The sequence below is a fragment of the Lysinibacillus sp. BF-4 genome (assembly GCF_000743635.1).
GTDB classification, from domain to species: domain Bacteria; phylum Bacillota; class Bacilli; order Bacillales_A; family Planococcaceae; genus Metalysinibacillus; species Metalysinibacillus saudimassiliensis.
Genome location: NZ_JPUW01000022.1, coordinates 1 through 18,100, shown reverse-complemented (window position 1 = coordinate 18,100; position 18,100 = coordinate 1). Strand labels below are relative to the sequence as shown.

The 18,100-nt window shown below is 40.9% G+C and carries 14 protein-coding genes and 1 pseudogene; 3 read left to right on the top strand and 12 right to left on the bottom strand.

Annotation, left to right across the window (positions count from 1 at the left end; genetic code table 11):
* Positions 1-10 precede the first annotated feature (10 nt).
* The 11 genes from CH76_RS08365 to CH76_RS08315 form a co-directional block, all read right to left on the bottom strand.
* Entirely contained in the window at positions 11-1,150 is a 1,140-nt protein-coding gene (locus CH76_RS08365; protein WP_036145057.1) for an acyl-CoA dehydrogenase, read from the bottom strand.
* Between the two features lie 12 nt (positions 1,151-1,162).
* Complete coding sequence (locus CH76_RS08360) at positions 1,163-2,014, bottom strand: 3-hydroxybutyryl-CoA dehydrogenase (protein WP_036145056.1); 852 nt, start codon at positions 2,012-2,014, stop codon at positions 1,163-1,165.
* Positions 2,011-3,213 (bottom strand): acetyl-CoA C-acetyltransferase, encoded by a 1,203-nt coding sequence (locus CH76_RS08355; protein ID WP_036145055.1) that lies wholly within the window; start codon positions 3,211-3,213, stop codon positions 2,011-2,013. The genes CH76_RS08360 and CH76_RS08355 overlap by 4 nt, the downstream gene beginning before the upstream one ends.
* 235 nt (positions 3,214-3,448) lie before the next feature.
* Positions 3,449-6,292, bottom strand: a complete 2,844-nt coding sequence (locus CH76_RS08350) for an S-layer homology domain-containing protein (RefSeq protein ID WP_036145054.1) — start codon at positions 6,290-6,292, stop codon at positions 3,449-3,451.
* Between the two features lie 117 nt (positions 6,293-6,409).
* Entirely contained in the window at positions 6,410-8,569 is a 2,160-nt protein-coding gene (locus CH76_RS08345; RefSeq protein ID WP_036145053.1) for a (Fe-S)-binding protein, read from the bottom strand.
* Positions 8,570-8,809: 240 nt separating this feature from the next.
* Complete coding sequence (locus CH76_RS08340; RefSeq protein ID WP_036145051.1) at positions 8,810-9,370, bottom strand: cob(I)yrinic acid a,c-diamide adenosyltransferase; 561 nt, start codon at positions 9,368-9,370, stop codon at positions 8,810-8,812.
* A 36-nt stretch (positions 9,371-9,406) separates the two neighbouring features.
* Positions 9,407-10,186, bottom strand: coding sequence for an ABC transporter ATP-binding protein (locus CH76_RS08335; RefSeq protein WP_051910292.1), 780 nt, complete (start codon positions 10,184-10,186; stop codon positions 9,407-9,409).
* Positions 10,186-11,184 (bottom strand): iron ABC transporter permease, encoded by a 999-nt coding sequence (locus CH76_RS08330; RefSeq protein WP_036145050.1) that lies wholly within the window; start codon positions 11,182-11,184, stop codon positions 10,186-10,188. Before CH76_RS08330 ends, CH76_RS08335 begins: the two co-directional genes overlap by 1 nt.
* On the bottom strand, positions 11,184-12,134 hold the full coding sequence (locus tag CH76_RS08325) for an ABC transporter substrate-binding protein (RefSeq protein ID WP_036145049.1): 951 nt from the start codon (positions 12,132-12,134) through the stop codon (positions 11,184-11,186). Before CH76_RS08325 ends, CH76_RS08330 begins: the two co-directional genes overlap by 1 nt.
* A 15-nt stretch (positions 12,135-12,149) precedes the next feature.
* A complete protein-coding gene (gene argS / locus CH76_RS08320) occupies positions 12,150-13,817 on the bottom strand; it encodes an arginine--tRNA ligase (RefSeq protein ID WP_036145048.1) in 1,668 nt (555 codons plus the stop codon).
* Complete coding sequence (locus CH76_RS08315) at positions 13,814-14,227, bottom strand: DUF1934 domain-containing protein (protein ID WP_036145047.1); 414 nt, start codon at positions 14,225-14,227, stop codon at positions 13,814-13,816. Before CH76_RS08315 ends, argS begins: the two co-directional genes overlap by 4 nt.
* A 146-nt stretch (positions 14,228-14,373) precedes the next feature.
* Between CH76_RS08315 and CH76_RS08310 the strand changes: the two genes are divergently transcribed.
* A complete protein-coding gene (locus CH76_RS08310; RefSeq protein ID WP_036145046.1) occupies positions 14,374-16,419 on the top strand; it encodes a transglycosylase domain-containing protein in 2,046 nt (681 codons plus the stop codon).
* A 274-nt stretch (positions 16,420-16,693) separates the two neighbouring features.
* On the opposite strand, the gene CH76_RS08305 is transcribed toward CH76_RS08310, so the two are convergent.
* On the bottom strand, positions 16,694-17,212 hold the full coding sequence (locus CH76_RS08305) for a YwhD family protein (RefSeq protein ID WP_036145045.1): 519 nt from the start codon (positions 17,210-17,212) through the stop codon (positions 16,694-16,696).
* Positions 17,213-17,274: 62 nt separating this feature from the next.
* On the opposite strand from CH76_RS08305, the gene CH76_RS08300 reads away from it, so the two are divergent.
* Both CH76_RS08300 and CH76_RS13500 read left to right on the top strand, forming a co-directional pair.
* Complete coding sequence (locus tag CH76_RS08300) at positions 17,275-17,460, top strand: 2-hydroxymuconate tautomerase (RefSeq protein WP_036145044.1); 186 nt, start codon at positions 17,275-17,277, stop codon at positions 17,458-17,460.
* A 249-nt stretch (positions 17,461-17,709) separates the two neighbouring features.
* Positions 17,710-18,100: pseudogene (locus CH76_RS13500) on the top strand (transposase); the annotation flags it as partial.

Below are 18,100 nucleotides of genomic sequence, written 5' to 3'. Positions count from 1 at the left end.
TTTTTTGTTTTTATTTTGAAAGCATATGTTTACCAATAACAAGTCGTTGAATCTCAGACGTACCTTCGTAGATTTCCGTAACCTTTGCATCACGGAAGTAACGCTCTACTGGGTAATCTTTTGTATAACCGTACCCACCAAATACTTGCACTGCTTCAATTGCTGTATCTACTGCTGTTTTCGAAGCGAATAGCTTAGCCATTGATGCCTCTTGCCCACAGTTTTTACCTTCTGCACGTAAATTAGCTGCACGGTAAACAAGTAATTTTGATGCCTCTACAGCTGTAGCCATATCTGCTAATTTAAAGCCAACCCCTTGTTGTACAGCAATTGGTTTACCAAACTGTACGCGCTCCTTAGCATAGCCTGTTGCTGCTTCAAGTGCTGCCTCTGCAATACCTAATGACTGCGCCGCAATACCAATACGCCCCACATCAAGATTAGCCATCGCAATTTTAAATCCTTCACCTTCTGCACCTAGTAGGTTTTCTGCAGGTACACGCATATTATCAAACGTTAACTGCACAGTACGTGAGCCATGTAAGCCCATTTTTTCTTCGTCCTTACCAATGACCAAGCCCTCTGTACCCTTTTCAACAATAAATGCTGAGATGCCATACGAGCCTTTTGTTGGATCTGTTACCGCAAAGACAATGTACACATCAGCCTCGCCACCATTTGTAATAAATACTTTTGAGCCATTAATAATATAAGCATCGCCATCTTTTACCGCTTTAGATTTTAAGGAACCTGCGTCAGAGCCTGCGCTTGGCTCTGTTAAACAAAATGCGCCAAGGTACTCACCAGCTGCTAGCTTAGGCACATACTTTTGCTTTTGTTCTTCATTACCAAAATAAAGGATAGGGTTAGTACCTACTGATGTATGGACGGATAAAATAACACCTACTACTGCGCTTACACGTGATAACTCATTAATCGCAATAATATATGAAGTAAAGTCCATATTTGTACCGCCGTATGCTTCAGGTACTGTAATACCCATTAAGCCCAGCTCGCCCATTTTCTTTAAAATCTCGCGCGGAAATTCGCCAGCTTCCATACGTTCTACGAAAGGTGCAATTTCCTTTTGTGCAAAGTTACGTACCATGTCACGCATCATGCGTTGTTCTTCTGTAAATTGTAAATTCACTGTACTCTCTCCTTATTCGTAAACGTAAAAGCCACGACCTGATTTTTTACCTAACCAACCTGCTGCTACGTACTTGCGCAGTAATGGGCATGGACGGTATTTGCTATCGCCAAGTCCCTCATGTAGCACTTCCATAATAGAAAGACATGTATCTAAGCCAATGAAATCAGCTAATGTTAATGGTCCCATTGGGTGATTCATACCTAGCTTCATCACATCATCAATCGCTTCTTTTGTTGCTACGCCCTCATATAACGCATAAACTGCCTCATTAATCATAGGTAGTAAAATACGGTTAGAGATAAAGCCAGGGAAGTCATTTACTTCAACTGGTGTCTTCTCTAATTTTTTTGTCATATCTTCTACTGCTTGATAGACTTCGTCTGTTGTTGCTAAGCCACGAATAATCTCAACTAGCTTCATGACTGGCACTGGATTCATATAATGCATACCGATAACTTGCGCTGGGCGATTCGTAACTGCCGCAATTTCTGTAATTGGTAATGACGATGTATTTGTTGCTAAAATAGCATGTTTAGGTGCAATTTCATCTAACTGTTTAAAGATGGATTGTTTAATCTCCATATTTTCTACAGCCGCTTCAATAATAATATCCACATCATGTGCATCCTTTATATCAAGTGACATTGTGATGCGTCCTAATACGGCCGCTTTTTCTTCCTCAGTTTTGCGACCTTTTTCCACGTCACGCGTTAAGTTTTTTGTAATAACGCCAATGCCGCGCTCATAAAACTCTTGTTTCATATCGTTCAGCTTCACATCAAACCCAGCTTGCGCACATACTTGCGCAATACCTGCCCCCATTTGTCCTGCTCCGATAACCATCACTTTTTGTATATTCATTGTGCTCCCCCTTGTGGTACTTCAATCATAATTGCGTCGCCTTGTCCTCCCCCAGAACAAATGGCTGCGATCCCTTTACCGCCGCCTCGACGTTGTAACTCATAAGCTAAAGTTAAAATAATACGTGCCCCTGATGCACCAATCGGATGACCTAGTGCTACTGCGCCGCCGTTAACATTAACTTTGTCTGCTGGTAAGCCTGCAATTTGATTACTTACAAGCGCTACTGCCGCAAAAGCCTCATTAATCTCAACAAGCTCAATGTCCTCAATCGTAGTGTCAGTCTTTTGTAAAAGCTCGTTAATAACAAGACCTGGCGTCTGCGGGAAATCTTCAGGCGCTACGCCAACTTCAGCATGCCCTACAATATAAGCAAGTGGTGCACGTCCCTCTGCTTTAGCACGCTCCTCACTCATTAATACAAGTGCTGCTGCACCATCATTTACCCCTGGTGCGTTACCCGCTGTAATTGTGCCGTCCTTATCAAAAGCTGGGCGCAATTTTGCTAGCGTCTCTACAGTTGTTGTAGGTCGCACTGCCTCATCCTGCTCTACAATTACAGGGTCACCTTTACGCTGTGGCACTTCTACTTTAATAATTTCTTCAGCAAATTTACCTGTCGTAATCGCCTCATGTGCTAACTTATGACTACGTACTGCCCACTCATCCTGTGCTTCACGAGTTAAATCAAATTTTGTGGCTGTCGAGTTGCCATATGTGCCCATATGCACACGTTGTGGACTAAATGAACAAGAAAGCCCATCATAAATCATGCCGTCTACTAGTGTTGCATCGCCCATTCGTAAGCCTTGACGCGCATTCAGTGAGTAGTACGGTGCATTTGACATTGACTCCATGCCGCCAGCTACAATAACTTCTTCTTCGCCTAAACGAATAATTTGGTCTGCTAGCGTTACACTACGTAAGCCTGATGCACATACTTTATTAATTGTTTCTGTTTTTACTTCCCACGGAATACCCGCCTTTGTTGCTGCTTGACGTGACGGGATTTGCCCTTGCCCTGCCTGTAACACAGTACCAATAATGACCTCGCCAACATCCTTCGCTTCAACATTTGCTTTATGTAATGCCCCTTTAATTGCTGCTGCACCTAAATCACTTGCTGTTAAAGAGCTTAGTGCGCCACCCATCTTGCCGAATGCTGTACGCGCTCCATCAACAATAACTGTTTTACCCAAATCTCCCACCCCTTGTCTATTAATAATGCTGTTAGCTAGCACGACTGAACGCTCGCTCAACTAGCCTATATCTCATTTTACCGAAGTTATTCTACGAATGCAATGCAAATATTCTTCATTAAATACAAATACTTCTCACTAGCGTCATTTTATACGTCTTTAATCACCTTGTATAGTATTTTCTAATAATTTGCACAAAAAAAGCACAGCATCCATGATGTGCTGTGCTTACTACTTATAAGAGTTTTGCCTCTAGCATTGTGCGGTATAAAATCTTCGCCATTTGAATGCGTGTGAGGTTTTCTTGCGGACCAAATGTATTGTCAGGACGACCACCCATAATATTTAACTCTTTTAATAGTGCAACTGCGGCTACATAATCTTTACCAATCGCTTGCTGGTCAATATAACTTGAAGACTGCTTAGCCTCGATTTGTTGCCCTGTATAAGCTAATACACGCGCCATAAACACTGCCGCATGTTGTCGTGTTAATAAAGCATTAGGCTGATAATCACCCGTAGACTTCGTAATGCCCGCTTCATATAATGCTTGAATATCACGCTCATACCATTGCCCCTTTACATCTTCATAAACCGTTTGCTCATGGGCTGTTAAATGCAGCGCTCTGGCAATCATCGCGCCAAACTGCGCTCGTGTAATTTTTTTATTAGGTGCAAAGGTAGCTGGTGTTACACCTTTAATAATATGACGCGTAGCTAATTTTTCGACTGCTATCGCATCAGGATGTTGCGCTACATCATGGAAGCTCACCCACTCTGTCGAATAAATGTAATGTCCATTTGCTTGTAGCTGGATTTCTACAACATCATTCACTACACGATGCATAACAGGTACAAAGCCATCTTCCTTAACCATTAATAACGCCCCATTTTGATTAAATGTTTGGAACACTGCTAATGGTACGCGTACCTTAATCGCTTTATTGGCTAAGTTGAGCGGCTCTACTTTACCACTTTGTGTACGTTCACTTAACTCAATCATTACAGCTGGACGATTAGCTACTACGGTTTCTTTTTTAGTAATTAATAGTGTAGATGTTTTACGCAACTGGCTACGAAATACAGCTAGTGGCACATCAATCACCACACCTGTTGCTGTCGTGATGCTTACTTGCTCATAATTATGTGCCTTCACTGCTGCAATAAACTCTGGCGCTAAAGCAATATCAATCGTTTTTAAAGCGCTCGTCGTTAAATATAAGGTATGTGTTTCTGCAATTTCCTTTAAAGACGAAATCCCCTTAGATGTCGTAAAAGCATGCTCAAAGCCTTTAGGCGCTTGCTGTTGTTTTAACGTAATAATTTGCTTGCCCGCTTCTAATAGCTTTTGGTAGTTCGTAATCATAATGCGCTCACCTAAGGCAAGTTGCTCATAATCTGATTGAACTGCTAATACTTGCGATTCGTCCACCAAACGAATTTGCCCTACAACTGGTAGTTTTTCAATTGCTTGAAATACGTGTTGAGCTTGTGGTGTCATTTTTAAAATATGAATGGCATCTTCAATTGCCACAAGTTTTGTATAATTCCAAATATCCTCACGTTGTACAGTAGATAGCCCACCTAGTGATTTACGAATGGCCTGTACTGTGGCATCATCTTTCACTGTAATTTTTTCGACAGCTGGCAGTGCCGCAATATCTGCTATAATTTTACGGATTTTTGTTTTAGTGCTAACCATTTGCTCCTCAAGCTTTTTAAATTTATCAAGATTTTTAACTTGTATTAGTTGTTCGCTCGTTAAACTACTTAATGCGCTCCGAATATCTGCAATCTTACCTTCATCAGCTAATGTGAGTTGGCTTTTTTGAATAATCTTATCAATGGCATCATTGATTGGCTTAATTTTATCTTTTTTATCTGCGTCCATTAACGTTTGCATTTTTTGCTCGGCTGCTAATAAAATTGCCGCGTTTGTTACCTCTAATTTTTGAGCTGCAGATAATGCATTATAGTTTTTCTTTAATTGCTCAACAAGCGCTTGCTCTTTTATGCTGAGCTTTGTTAAAGCTGGAAGTTTTGCAATTGCTGCTACTAATGTACTTACGGCATCACCTTGTGTTAATAACGCATGTTCTGCCTCAAGTAATCTTGGGTAGTTACTTACCGCATGCTTTTGACGCGTCGTTAATTGCTCATATAATGCTCTCGCTTGTAGTATCAACTCACGGTCTTTAACACTTGGTGTAGTTGGTAACAGCGCAATTTTCATTTGTACCAGTTCGGCTGTTACGTCTAAAGATTTCTCTACTGCTTCTAGCGCTGCATCTGCCGCAAGCAACATAAAAATATTAGGTATCGTTTGTTGCTGTTCGAGTGATAATGCATGAAAGGTTGTCATAAGCTCCTCAATTTGTGCACGATGAGCTACCGTAATTTGCTGTGGCTTAGGAAGTGTTGCAATCGCTGTTATTAATGCCTTATGGTTTTGCTCAAGTAGCTCAGCCCAGTGTTTTAACTGGTTGTGATCAACATATTGGCGTTGCGTTTCATTTAAGGCGTTGTAGCTTTCTTCAAGCTTAAGCAATACCTCTTTGGTAATGGAAGCATCCGTAAATTTGGCAAGTGCTTGCTCAAACGCTGTAATCGGTTTTTGCGTTGTTGCGAGTTGCGTTAGCGCTTCTTGTAATTTAGCCGCATTTTTCACAGCTTGCTTATCAGCTAATGCATTATAGGCAGCTTCAACCTGTAGGATTTCTGTTGCATTTGCTAAACTTACAGCAGGTAGCTTATCAATACTATCCATTACCTTCACGGTTGCTAGTGCTGCAATCAAAGCTTGTAATTTAGTATAGTTAGGCAATGCTAAACGTTGTTCCTCTGTTAACATTGCTACTTGTTGCTGAGCTTCATTTATTGCTTGCTCATTAATGACATGTACAGCTGAAGGCGCAGGTAATTTGTCAATTGCCTGTATGAGTTGTTGAATAGTATCTTGTTGCGGTGTTTCTTGAGCAGTAATTCCCTCCGCTGACGCTGCCATTGGTAATAGAGATGTTGTTAACATCACACTCGTAACTACTGTTGCCACACTACGTGTAAATATCGACGGTTTCATTTGATAGTATTCCCCTTTAAATGATAATGATTTTCATTATCATATCAAATTAACGGATAAAAGAGAATAGTAAATAAAAAAAATCGCCCAATTGCTTGGACGATTTTTTATTAGCTTTTATTCTACTGGTTGAACCTCTTCAATTACTTCTTCTTCAATGACAGGTTTTACTGTACCAAATACTGAGCGTGCAAGTAACTCTGCTACATCGTATGTGCCTACTTGATCCTCGACTTCTTTAGCTTTAGTACCATCTGATAACATTGTTAAGCAGTATGGACAGCCTGATGAAATAACCGAAGCATTTGTTTCAAGTGCTTGCTCTGTACGCGCTACGTTAATACGATTACCAACATGCTCCTCCATCCACATTAGACCACCACCTGCGCCACAGCACATACCTGTTTCGCGGTTTCGATCCATCTCAACAAGCGTAACCCCTGGAATACCTCGTAAAATTTCGCGTGGTGGATCATATACATCATTATAGCGGCCTAAATAACACGAATCATGGAAGACAATCGTTTCATTGACTTCGTAGTTCATTTGCAAGCGACCTTCAGAAATAAGTTGGTCTAATAGCTCGGTATGGTGATAGACCTCACCACTCCAGCCGAAATCTTTATACTCATTTTTAAAGATATTATAAGCATGAGGGTCAATCGTCACAATTTTTGTCACATCATTCTTCTCAAACTCACTAATATTATTAGTTGCTAGCTCTTGGAATAAAAACTCATTACCTAAGCGGCGCGGTGTATCGCCAGAGTTTTTCTCTTTATTACCTAAAATCGCAAACTTTACGCCTGCTGCATTCATTAAGCGCGCAAAATCTAAAGCGATTTTTTGTGAACGGCTATCAAATGCACCCATTGAGCCAACCCAGAATAAGTACTCCATTTCTTCTCCCGACTTTTTAAGCTCTTTAATTGTTGGGATTGAAACTGTTGGGTCAAGATCACGCCAGTTTTCTTTTTCTTTGCGGTTAAGTCCCCATGGATTCCCTTGGCGCTCAATGCTTGTCATTGCACGCTGTGCATCTGGGTTAACCTTACCCTCCGTCATCGTTAAATAACGACGCAGGTCAATAATTTTATCCACATGCTCATTCATTACAGGACATTGGTCTTCACAGTTACGGCATGTCGTACATGCCCAAATTTCTTCTTCTGTAATGACATCGCCAATTAATGAAGGGCTATAAATATCATCAATCACTGCACCTTCAGCACCTGCTGCCATTGCTAGTTGGTTACCTTTTGTACCTTTAAATGCGGTAAAAGGCACCCATGGCTTTTGTTTCGTTACAACTGCACCTGTATTAGTTAAGTGATCGCGTAATTTAATAATTAAATCCATTGGTGACAACATTTTACCTGTGCCTGTTGCTGGACACATATTGGTACAACGTCCACACTCTACACAAGCATAAAGGTCAATTAATTGATCTTGCTTGAAGTCTTGAATTTTACCTACACCAATTGCCGGCATTTCTTCAGCATCCTCGTCCATTTCTTCTAATGCTGAAAAATCAATCGGCTCTAATGTGCCACGACGATCCAAGCGGCCTAAGTATACATTTACTGGACCTGCAATTAAGTGGAAGTGTTTTGATTGCGGTACATAAACTAGGAATGTTAATAAAATTAATAAATGCACCCACCACATTACAAAAAATACTGTTGCTGCTGCAGTTTGTGGTAAGAAGCTAAATGCCATCGCAATTACAGATGCAACTGGCTCATATAATGACGGTTCATGACCGTGCCAAATCATACCCATACCATTAGCGATTAATGTTGATACCATTAAACCACCAATGAAAATTAATACGAGACCATTTTTCCAACCGCGTTTTAAGCGTGTTAGTTTTTCGACGTAACGACGATAGAATGCCCAAACAACGGCAACTAAAATCATTAATACAACTAGCTCTTGGAAAAAGGTGAAGAAATTATATAAGCCACCCAGTGGTAAATGAGAGCCTGGCTTTAATCCCTTCCAAATTAAATCAATCGCACCAACTTGTACAAGTAAGAAACCATAGAAGAAAAACACGTGAATTAAACCACTCTTTTTATCCTTCAATAATTTCTTTTGACCGAAGACGTTTTCTACTACGCTTGCTAATCGTTCTTTCACACGATTATCAAACTCTACCTTCTTCCCTAACTTTACGAACTGGTAGCGCGTCTTTAGTAAATATAAAAATAGTCCAACACCGTATAACACAACGATGCCGAATAAAACCCAGTTTGCAATAAGTAATGGACTCATCACTCTTCCCCCTTTGTAAATATTCCCCCAAATCTTTGTGTTTCCTATTCCGTATCTTCATTTTAAAGATGAATGAGCATTCAGTCAACAAGCAATCGAAAAATATAGAATATTTTTTCAAAACGAAAGTTGTTAGCTAAGTGTATCTATTTTCTCTATTATACAAAATATCCTTACGAAAGGAAGTATAGCATAAAAAAAATCATGCAAAGATTTTAGCTCATCGCATGATTTTTCAGTTTATTTAAATACTTGTCCGCCACGCTCATACTCTACGTCGGCAACTTGTAAACGGAAATTAACGGCCCGTGCTGCTGCAAAGAAATAATCCGAAAGACGATTTAAATAAATTTGAATTAATCCATGAACGTCTTCAATTTCACGCATTAATGTGACCATTTGGCGCTCTGCTCGTCGCGTTACTGTACGCGCAATATGCAATGCTGCCGCACCTTTTGTACCACCAGGTAAAATAAATTTTTCGAGTGGTGGTGCTTCAGCTGATAGACTATCAATACGCTCCTCTAAATACGTAATAGATGCCTCTTGTAATTTATAGTGGCGCTCCTTCATCACATTAGCTAAGTCGCCACCGCAATCAAACAGCTCGTGCTGAATGATAACTAAATCTTTAATAATGTCGGCACATGTTACTTCATTTAAATCTGTAACCGCATAGCCAATAAACGAGTTTAATTCGTCTACAGTACCGTAGGCCTCCACGCGCAAGCTATCTTTATCTACACGCCCACCAATTAAACTTGTCTTGCCTTTATCCCCTGTCTTTGTATAAAGCTTCATGCAAACCCCTCCTTTGTCAAAAGTGTATCACAATTTTTATAAAATTGGCTTCAGCGCAATTTGCGGTACATCTCGCAGTGGATGTGTGAAGCTTACTACATCCACCTCGTAAACAGCTTGTATGGCTTGCTCCGTAATGACTTGCTTAGGCGTACCGTGTGCGTATACCTTACCATCTTTTAATAATAATAACTCGTCGCAATATAATGCAGCTAAATTAATATCATGAAAAATACTCACAACGCTTTGTTGACATTGTGTCACTTGACGGCGCAATAACTCCATAACCTGTTGTTGGTGAGCCAAATCTAAATGATTGGTTGGTTCATCAAGCAAAATGAGCGGTGCTTGCTGTGCAAGTGCTTGTGCAATAAAGGTGCGCTGTTGCTCACCGCCTGATAAGTAGGATAAATACTGTTTAGCATAATGGGTAATGCTCGTTTGCGCCATTGCTGTTTGCACTGCCTCCTCATCATCACTCGACCATGTCGTAAGGATACCTGATTGGTGCGGGTAGCGACCGAGGGCTACGGTTTCCTGCACAGTATGCGAAAAGGCATGTGGATTTAATTGTGGTAACACCGCCATCTTGCGTGCGAGTGCTTTGCTTTTATACGTACTGCGCTCTATCCCATCAATATATACATGACCTTGTGTCATTGGCAAAATACCACTAATCATTTTTAAAAGTGTGGATTTGCCACTACCATTTGGGCCAAGTATGCCAAGCATGGTGTTAGGCTTCACTTCAAATGACACATTTTCTATAATTAATTTGCTATCATAGCCTCCGCTAACCTGCTCAACACGTAGCATTATGCACGACCTCGCTTTCGTTGTTTAAAGAAGATATAGGCAAATACGGGTGCACCAATAAATGATGTAATGACACCAATTGGCAATTCGGAAGGTGCAATTATTGTACGTGCAATTAAATCACACCCAATTAATAATGTGGCACCATTAATCATAGACAAGGGCAATAAGTGACGATGGTCTGTGCCAAATAATAAGCGCGTCATATGAGGTACGACTAAACCAACAAAACCAATTGTGCCTGAGACGGCTACAGCACTACCTGTTAAAATCGAGCCGCCAATTAAAATCTGCCATTTACTCCGTTTAACATTTACACCTAAGTGCTGCGCGCGTTCTTCGCCAAATAATAAAGCATTGAGCTCCATACGATTCCACCATAGTAGACCACCGCCCATTACTAAAAATGGCCATACAAGTTGCACATAAGCCCAGCCACGCATGGATACACTGCCCATTAGCCAGTGTAAAATTTGACGAAGCTCCTCACCTGTTAACGCAATCATTAATGAAATGACGGAACTTAAAAAGGCGCTGACAATAATACCTGTTAAAATCAGTGTTTCCATACGCATGCTACGATCTACTAATCGCGCAAAGCCAAGCACTGCAATTAATGCACCTAGCGCGCCTAGCATACTAAATACAGGTAGCGTAAATAAACCAAAGGTAGTTGTCGTTAAACCAAAAAACATTGTCATTACAGCACCGACTGTTGCGCCCGAAGACACACCTAGCGTATATGGATCCGCCAATGGGTTCTTTAATAAACCTTGAAAGGCAGCACCCGCCATCGCAAGTGCTGCCCCTACAAGTCCCGCCAGCATTACACGTGGCATACGGATTTTCCATATAATATTCGCTGAAGCGGCGTCTGCTGACGACGGTTGCCAAAGTACTGACAATGGCACGCGCACAGAGCCGATGCTTACAGCCAGCCATGTCACTACCACTAAACTTACTAGCGCTAAACTATAGCCGACGAGATGTTTGTTCATTACTGAAAGGCCTCTGGGTAAATGGCTTTCGCGATTTCCTCAAAGCCATCTGCTAAACGCGGACCTGTACGGCTTGTTGAGTCAACATCAACTTGAACCACACGGTCATTTTTCACAGCTTCAATTGATGAGAAGCCATCACGTTTTTTTACTTTTTCGATGATATCAGGTACGTAGTCATACTGCACAATAATTACATCTGGATTACCTTTAACAATAGCTTCTGGATCAATCTCAAACCAATTGTCTCCGCCATCTTTCGCAACATTAGTTGCGCCTAGTAAATCAAACATCTCTTGCACATAGCTACCCTTACCCGCTGTATAAATCGAAGGTGCATCCGATGTTTCGATAAACACAGAGCGCTCAACATCAAGCGCCTTTACATCATCCGCTACCTTTTTCACTTTATCTTGCATTGTTGTAACAATCATTTTAGCTGCATCTTCGTGATCTACAACCTTACCAATTAGCTCAATTGCTTGGTATGTTTCGTCAAAGTTTTTTGACTCAGGTACGACAAAAGCTGTTACGCCCGCATCCTGTAATTGTTGTAGTGCTGCTTCTGATGAAGCTACTGATGTTTCGTGAATAAAAACAACATCTGGCGCAAGCGCTACGATTTTTTCTGCGTCAAGCGTCATGCCGCCAATTTTTTCTTTTTCTGTTGCTTCTTTAGGATACGTATCATTATCAGATACGCCAATCACTTCATCATTTAACCCTAAAGCAAACAATGTTTCTGTAATACTTGGTGCTGTGGTAATGATTTTTTCGGGTGCCTTATCAAAACTTATTTCCTTACCTGTGGCATCTTTAATCGCTACAGGATAAGCACTATCATCTTGTACAGGTGTTTCACTCGTTGTTGGCTCGGGCTTTGTGCTACATGCTACTAATAATAATGTTGCAAATAGCGTTAAGACTGCGAGCTTTAACCATTTGTTCACTGCTATCTCTCCCTATTACATTTTTTCTGGTGCGGCTACGCCAATTAAACGAAGCGCGTTAGCAAGCGTAATACGTACAGCTGTAATGAGTGCAAGACGTGCTTCTGTGCGCTCTTTATTTGTTGCATCTAGTACTTTTTCGGCATTATAGAAGCTATGGAATGCCGCTGCTAACTCTTGAATGTATGTTGCAATACGGTGAGGTGTACGGTGCTTAGCCGCTTCTGCGATAACTGTTGGGAAGTCGCCCACCTTTTTCAATACATCAATTTCTTTTTCTGCGCCTAATAAATCTAAGTTAGCTGTTGAAGCCTCAAAGCCTTGCTCAGTTGCTTGACGTAAAATTGAAGCAATACGCGCATAAGCATACTGTGCGTAGTACACAGGGTTTTCATTAGATTGTGATACAGCTAAATCTAAGTCAAAGTCCATATGTGAGTCACCCGCTGTTTTAACGAAGAAGTAACGTACAGCATCTAAGCCGACTTCCTCTACAAGCTCACGCATTGTCACTGCGTTACCTGTACGTTTACTCATTTTAAACTTCTCGCCGTCTTTATACAGTTGCACCATTTGGATAACTTCTACTTCTAATGTATCACGATTATAACCAAGCGCCTCAATTGCCGCTTTCATACGTGGAATGTAGCCATGGTGGTCAGCGCCCCAAATATTAATTAATTTCGTAAAGCCGCGATTAATTTTATCTTCGTGGTAAGCAATATCTGGTGTTAAATACGTAAATGAACCGTCATTTTTAATAAGCACACGGTCTTTATCATCACCAAATGTTGTTGAGCGGAACCAAGTAGCACCGTCTTCTTCAAACACATGACCGTTTTCTTTTAGCTTTGTCAGTGCTACATCAATTTTTCCATTGTTATAAAGTGATGTCTCTGAGTACCATACATCAAAATCAACGCGGAAGTTGGCTAAGTCTGTTTTTAACTTGTCTAACTCTAATTTTAAACCGTGCTCACGGAAAAATGCAAAGCGCTCTTCCTCAGGCTTATCTAAAATCGTTGTGCCAAACTCATCTGCTAATTTTTTAGCAATATCAATAATATCTTGACCATTGTAGCCATCCTCAGGCATCGCAGCCTCTTGACCTAATGCTTGTTTATAACGCGCTTCTAATGAATACGCTAAGTTATTAATTTGGTTACCTGCATCGTTAATATAGTATTCGCGGGATACGTCGTAGCCTGCTGCTGCTAGTACGTTACATAGTGAATCACCTACAGATGCACCACGTGCGTGACCAAGGTGTAAGTCACCTGTTGGGTTAGCTGATACAAACTCAACTTGTACCTTCTCGCCAGCACCTGCTGTAGATTGACCAAATTTTTCGCCTTGAGCTAAAGCCGCTTCTACAACATCTGCTAGGAAATCTTTGCGCACAGTAATGTTTAAAAAGCCTGGGCCTGCAATGTCAACTTTTTCGATATCTGTGCCCTCTGTTACTAAGTTAGCAACGATTGCTTCTGCAATAGCGCGTGGTGGCTTTTGAGCCAATTTTGTTAATTGCATCGCTACGTTTGATGCGTAGTCACCGTTTGCTTTATCCTTTGGTTGTGATAATTGGATGTTAAGTGCACTCGCATCCTCTACTAATTGTGCCTGCTGAATTGCTTGTTGCAGGGCGTCTTTAATCATTTGTTGTACTTGTTCTACTGCGTTCATTGTCCTACCTCCGTATAATTTATCGTTAATGTATATAATCCGACAGTTTGTCCGCTAATCGCTAGCTCATACTGTGTGCTAAACTCGCCTACTGCTTTATTATGCGTGAGTTGCTTTGTATGAATGTCTAGTGGCATCTCACCTGCTGGGCTATTATAATGCCCTGTTTGTGTAACTTCCCTATGCAAGGGTAGCCGCATTGTAACAGCACCGCTACGCATAATTAATGCCGCGTCCTCCGTAATTTTGATGATTGTCTTAATGCTACCGCCCTGTTGTTCTTCGGTGTAGCGGATGTAATGGGCATCGCGCTTTTCGGTCAATTGCCCCTCAAGCCACATTTCGTATTTATCAGTCTCGCCCTCAAATGAGCGTATAACGGATGTAAGTTGGATTTGAATCGGCTTCATCGCAACTCGCTCCTTTCATCTATAACCTTTATATTATAGGATAAGTGGCAGGTAGGTTTCAAGACGAACCTGTAGTGAAACCTTCCTTATTAGAGTAACGTATAATTAAGAGTACGCTCACTAACAAATAATGAGGTGATATGACGATGAAACGTAAAAAACACCTTCGTCAATTAAAACATAAACGACACGGCAAGCGCCTATTGCTGCTGGTCGCTATTTTTATTGCCGCCATCGGCTTAACATGGGGCGGCGTTAGAATTTATGCACAAGTGGCAGGCGCACCACCAATTACAGTACCTAGTGCCTCAGCCTTTGTTGATAAGGACGGCGAAAAAATCGGCGACCACTTCGCTAATGAGCGACGTTACTGGGTTGAGCTTGAGGATGTTTCGCCGTTTATGATTGATGCCCTCCTCTCTGTTGAGGACCATACCTTTTATGAACATAACGGCTTTAATGTAAAGCGTATTGCAGGTGCTATCATTGCTAATATTAAATCAGGGGGCAAGGCACAAGGCGCAAGTACCATTACGCAACAGTTTGCCCGCAACCTTTATTTATCTCACGAAAAAACGTGGACACGTAAATTACACGAGGCGCTTTATGCGTACCGTCTCGAAATCTTTTATAGTAAGGATGATATTTTAGAGGGCTATCTCAATACCGTATATTTTGGTCATGGTATGTATGGTGTAGAAGCTGCAAGTCGCTACTACTTTGGTAAAGCCGCTAAAGATTTAACATTAGCTGAAGCAAGTTTACTGGCGGGTGTTCCTAAGGGACCAAGTATTTACTCCCCTATTGTAGATATTGATAAATCCAAAGAACGCCAGGCTATCATACTTGCACTAATGGTAGAGAATGAAAAAATTACAGAAGCGGATAAAACAGCCGCGCAAACACAAGAAATCGCATTGAAAAATGATGCCTTTCAAGATAAAAATAGCGCGCCGTATTTTTTAGATGTAGCTTGGCAAGAAGCAAGTGAAATTTTGCGCAAAAAACAAATGGATATTAGTGAAGGCGGTTGGGTGGTAAAAACTACACTTAACCAAAAGCATCAAGAAGCGGCTGATTTTGCGGTAGCTAACCGCATGCCAGAGGGCGAGCTCCAAGTAAGCTTTGTTAGCATTGAGCCTAAAACAGGTGCGGTAACTGCTATGGTAGGTGGGCGCAATTATAGCGACAGCCCCTTTAACCGCGCAACACAAGCACAGCGACAGCCAGGCTCAACGCTTAAACCATTTTTATATGCTGCTGCGCTCGAAAAAAGATATAACCCGTTAACCTTTTTAGATGTACCACAAACGACGTTTACCTTTGATGGCAACGAAAAGTATACACCTAAAAATGCCAACGACAAATTTGCAGAACATGAAATTTCCATGACACAGGCACTCGCACTTTCTGATAATATTTATGCAGTTAAAGTGCTTGAAGACATTGGCTACAAAGCTTTTCGTGATATTGGCAAACGCTTTGACTTACCAATTGGTAAAGCCAATAGCCCACGCATTGCGCTTGGCTCCGAAGAAATGTCACTTTACCGCCTAACTACAGCTTATAATCGCCTTGCCTCAAGTGGTAAAGCCGTAACACCCACGACAATTTTATCCATCACCAACAACAAAGGTGAAGTCGTTTATGAATACGAGCCACCAGAAGAAGTTGAGCAAGCGCTATCAAAGGCTGATAGCTTTTTAGTTACTACAATGATGCAAGCTATGTTTAACCCCAATTACAATGATTATGCCTATGTTACAGGTAATGATATTGCACCTTACTTAACACAAGATAGCTATGCCGCTAAAACAGGTACTACAAATAGTGACCAATGGATTGTAGGTTACTCACCTTCCATTACGGCTGGGGTTTGGAATGGCTATGATCAAGGCAAAAATCTAGATGGCGGCGTTACTAAATACATTTGGCTCGATTTTATGGAGCGTGTCAACGCTGGCAAAAAGCAAAGTTTTAAAAAGCCAAAAGGTATTAGCGAGGTAAAAGTCGAAATTAAATCAGGTAAACTCGCATCACGCTCTTGCGACAAACAAGCTACCGTTTTCGTCAAAAATAATGATGTGCCAACAGAGCGTTGTATTAAGTTTGATATTTTTGATGTAAACACGTGGGACAGCTTCTTTGATTCCTTACCGTCTTCTATTTTAGGTGCACCACCAAAGCAGTAAGCTGCAACCTAATTAATACAACTACGTCCTATTATTTTATGCATTAAAAAAAGTCATCTATTCCTTGGAATCTTAAGTTCCATAGGAATAGATGACTTTTCTTTTTGACAAACGAAGCAAAGCGCACCAGCAATGGTCCAGATTGCATTCGCGCTTTGCTTTTTTCGCCAAATGTCCTAGCTTACTATTATAAGCTCTACTTGTAGTTTACTTTTTTTTCGAAGTAGTTTCAACTACATATAGAACGGTTTTTCATTTGTCACATAATGTTCATTTACTCGCTTAATAGCGCTTGACGTAGCTCAGCCTCACTGTTAAGCCAAAGCTGTTCATTGTGCGTTTGTAAAAAATCAGCAAGCACCTTTTTTGACGAATCATCCATCATGTCTACCATGATGTGGCGCTTCATTGATTTATCCATGCGGTTAACATGGTCGGCTAAAATCTTATAACCACGACGTTTTTCGCGGTTTACAACCATCTCACAAGCTGTCACTCCCGCGTAATAAGGACCTACTTCGCGATGATCAATTGTTACCCACACTAACCAGTAAGGCTTGCCTCCCTCAGAGTCTGCACGGTCCATAGTAAACTTAATACCACGCTCTACGTCACTACGCGCATGCATTGCACCAATATCCACAAAGGCACGTTCTTCCTCTACATCAACAAATACAGGCGAAATATTTTCTAATGATAATGAGCCAATACCAAAGCCCTTATGCCCGTCTGTTGGGTTATTTTTAATGATGGTAAAGCCCATCTTTTGTTTAGGTTTTTCTGAGTTTGTCATTCTCACTTCTCCTCCATTTCATGCTATAGTTAAACTATACACGTTTAAGGAGGAAATGAACAATGCCATACATTACAGTTAAAATGATTGAGGGCCGCACAGCCGAACAAAAGCGTGCATTAGTAGAAGAAGTAACGGCTGCTGTATCTAAAACCGTAAACGCACCAAAAGAAAATATTACGGTGTTCATCGAAGAAATGTCTAAAGAAAATTACGGTGTTGCAGGTGTATTATTTAGCGATAAATGAAAAACAAATTAATCAATATTGGGATTATTTTATTATTTGTCGTTGGTCTTATGCTAGTATTTATTAATCCTATTCGCGACTACTTTGTAAAGCGCTCTGCAGATAAACTCAGTCTTAACCACTATACTGCCGAACAGCTCACTATTTTTTACAATCGTTTGCCAAAAAGCATGAAGTTATATTTCCTATCTTCAAATCTTCATCAGATTTGCGACCATGCCTCTCCGACTTCAACGCAAAGCATAAGTCGGAGAGGCATGGTCGCTTGTTCACTACAAGCACCCTAGCTATGATGTAGTATGGCATCGTGACTATTCTTTAAACGAGCGACTTTTTAGTGTCAACACGTTAGCTGGTCGTATTAAATTACCCTTCGAATTAAAAGGGATGCAAAAATACTTCAATGACGATTGGAAATTTGGCACAGCGAAACTTGTGTACAAGTTCAATAAGTGGTTTTTGCATATCCCCATGACAAAAGGCATCCCTCTATTAAAGGAGCAAGATGTTACTAACGTTGTTGGTATTGATTTAGGGATTAATTTTCTAGCCACTAGCTATGATAGTAAAGGCAAAACAACATTCTTTAATGGTCGCCATATCAAACATAAGCGTGGTCGATTGAAAGCGACACGTAAAT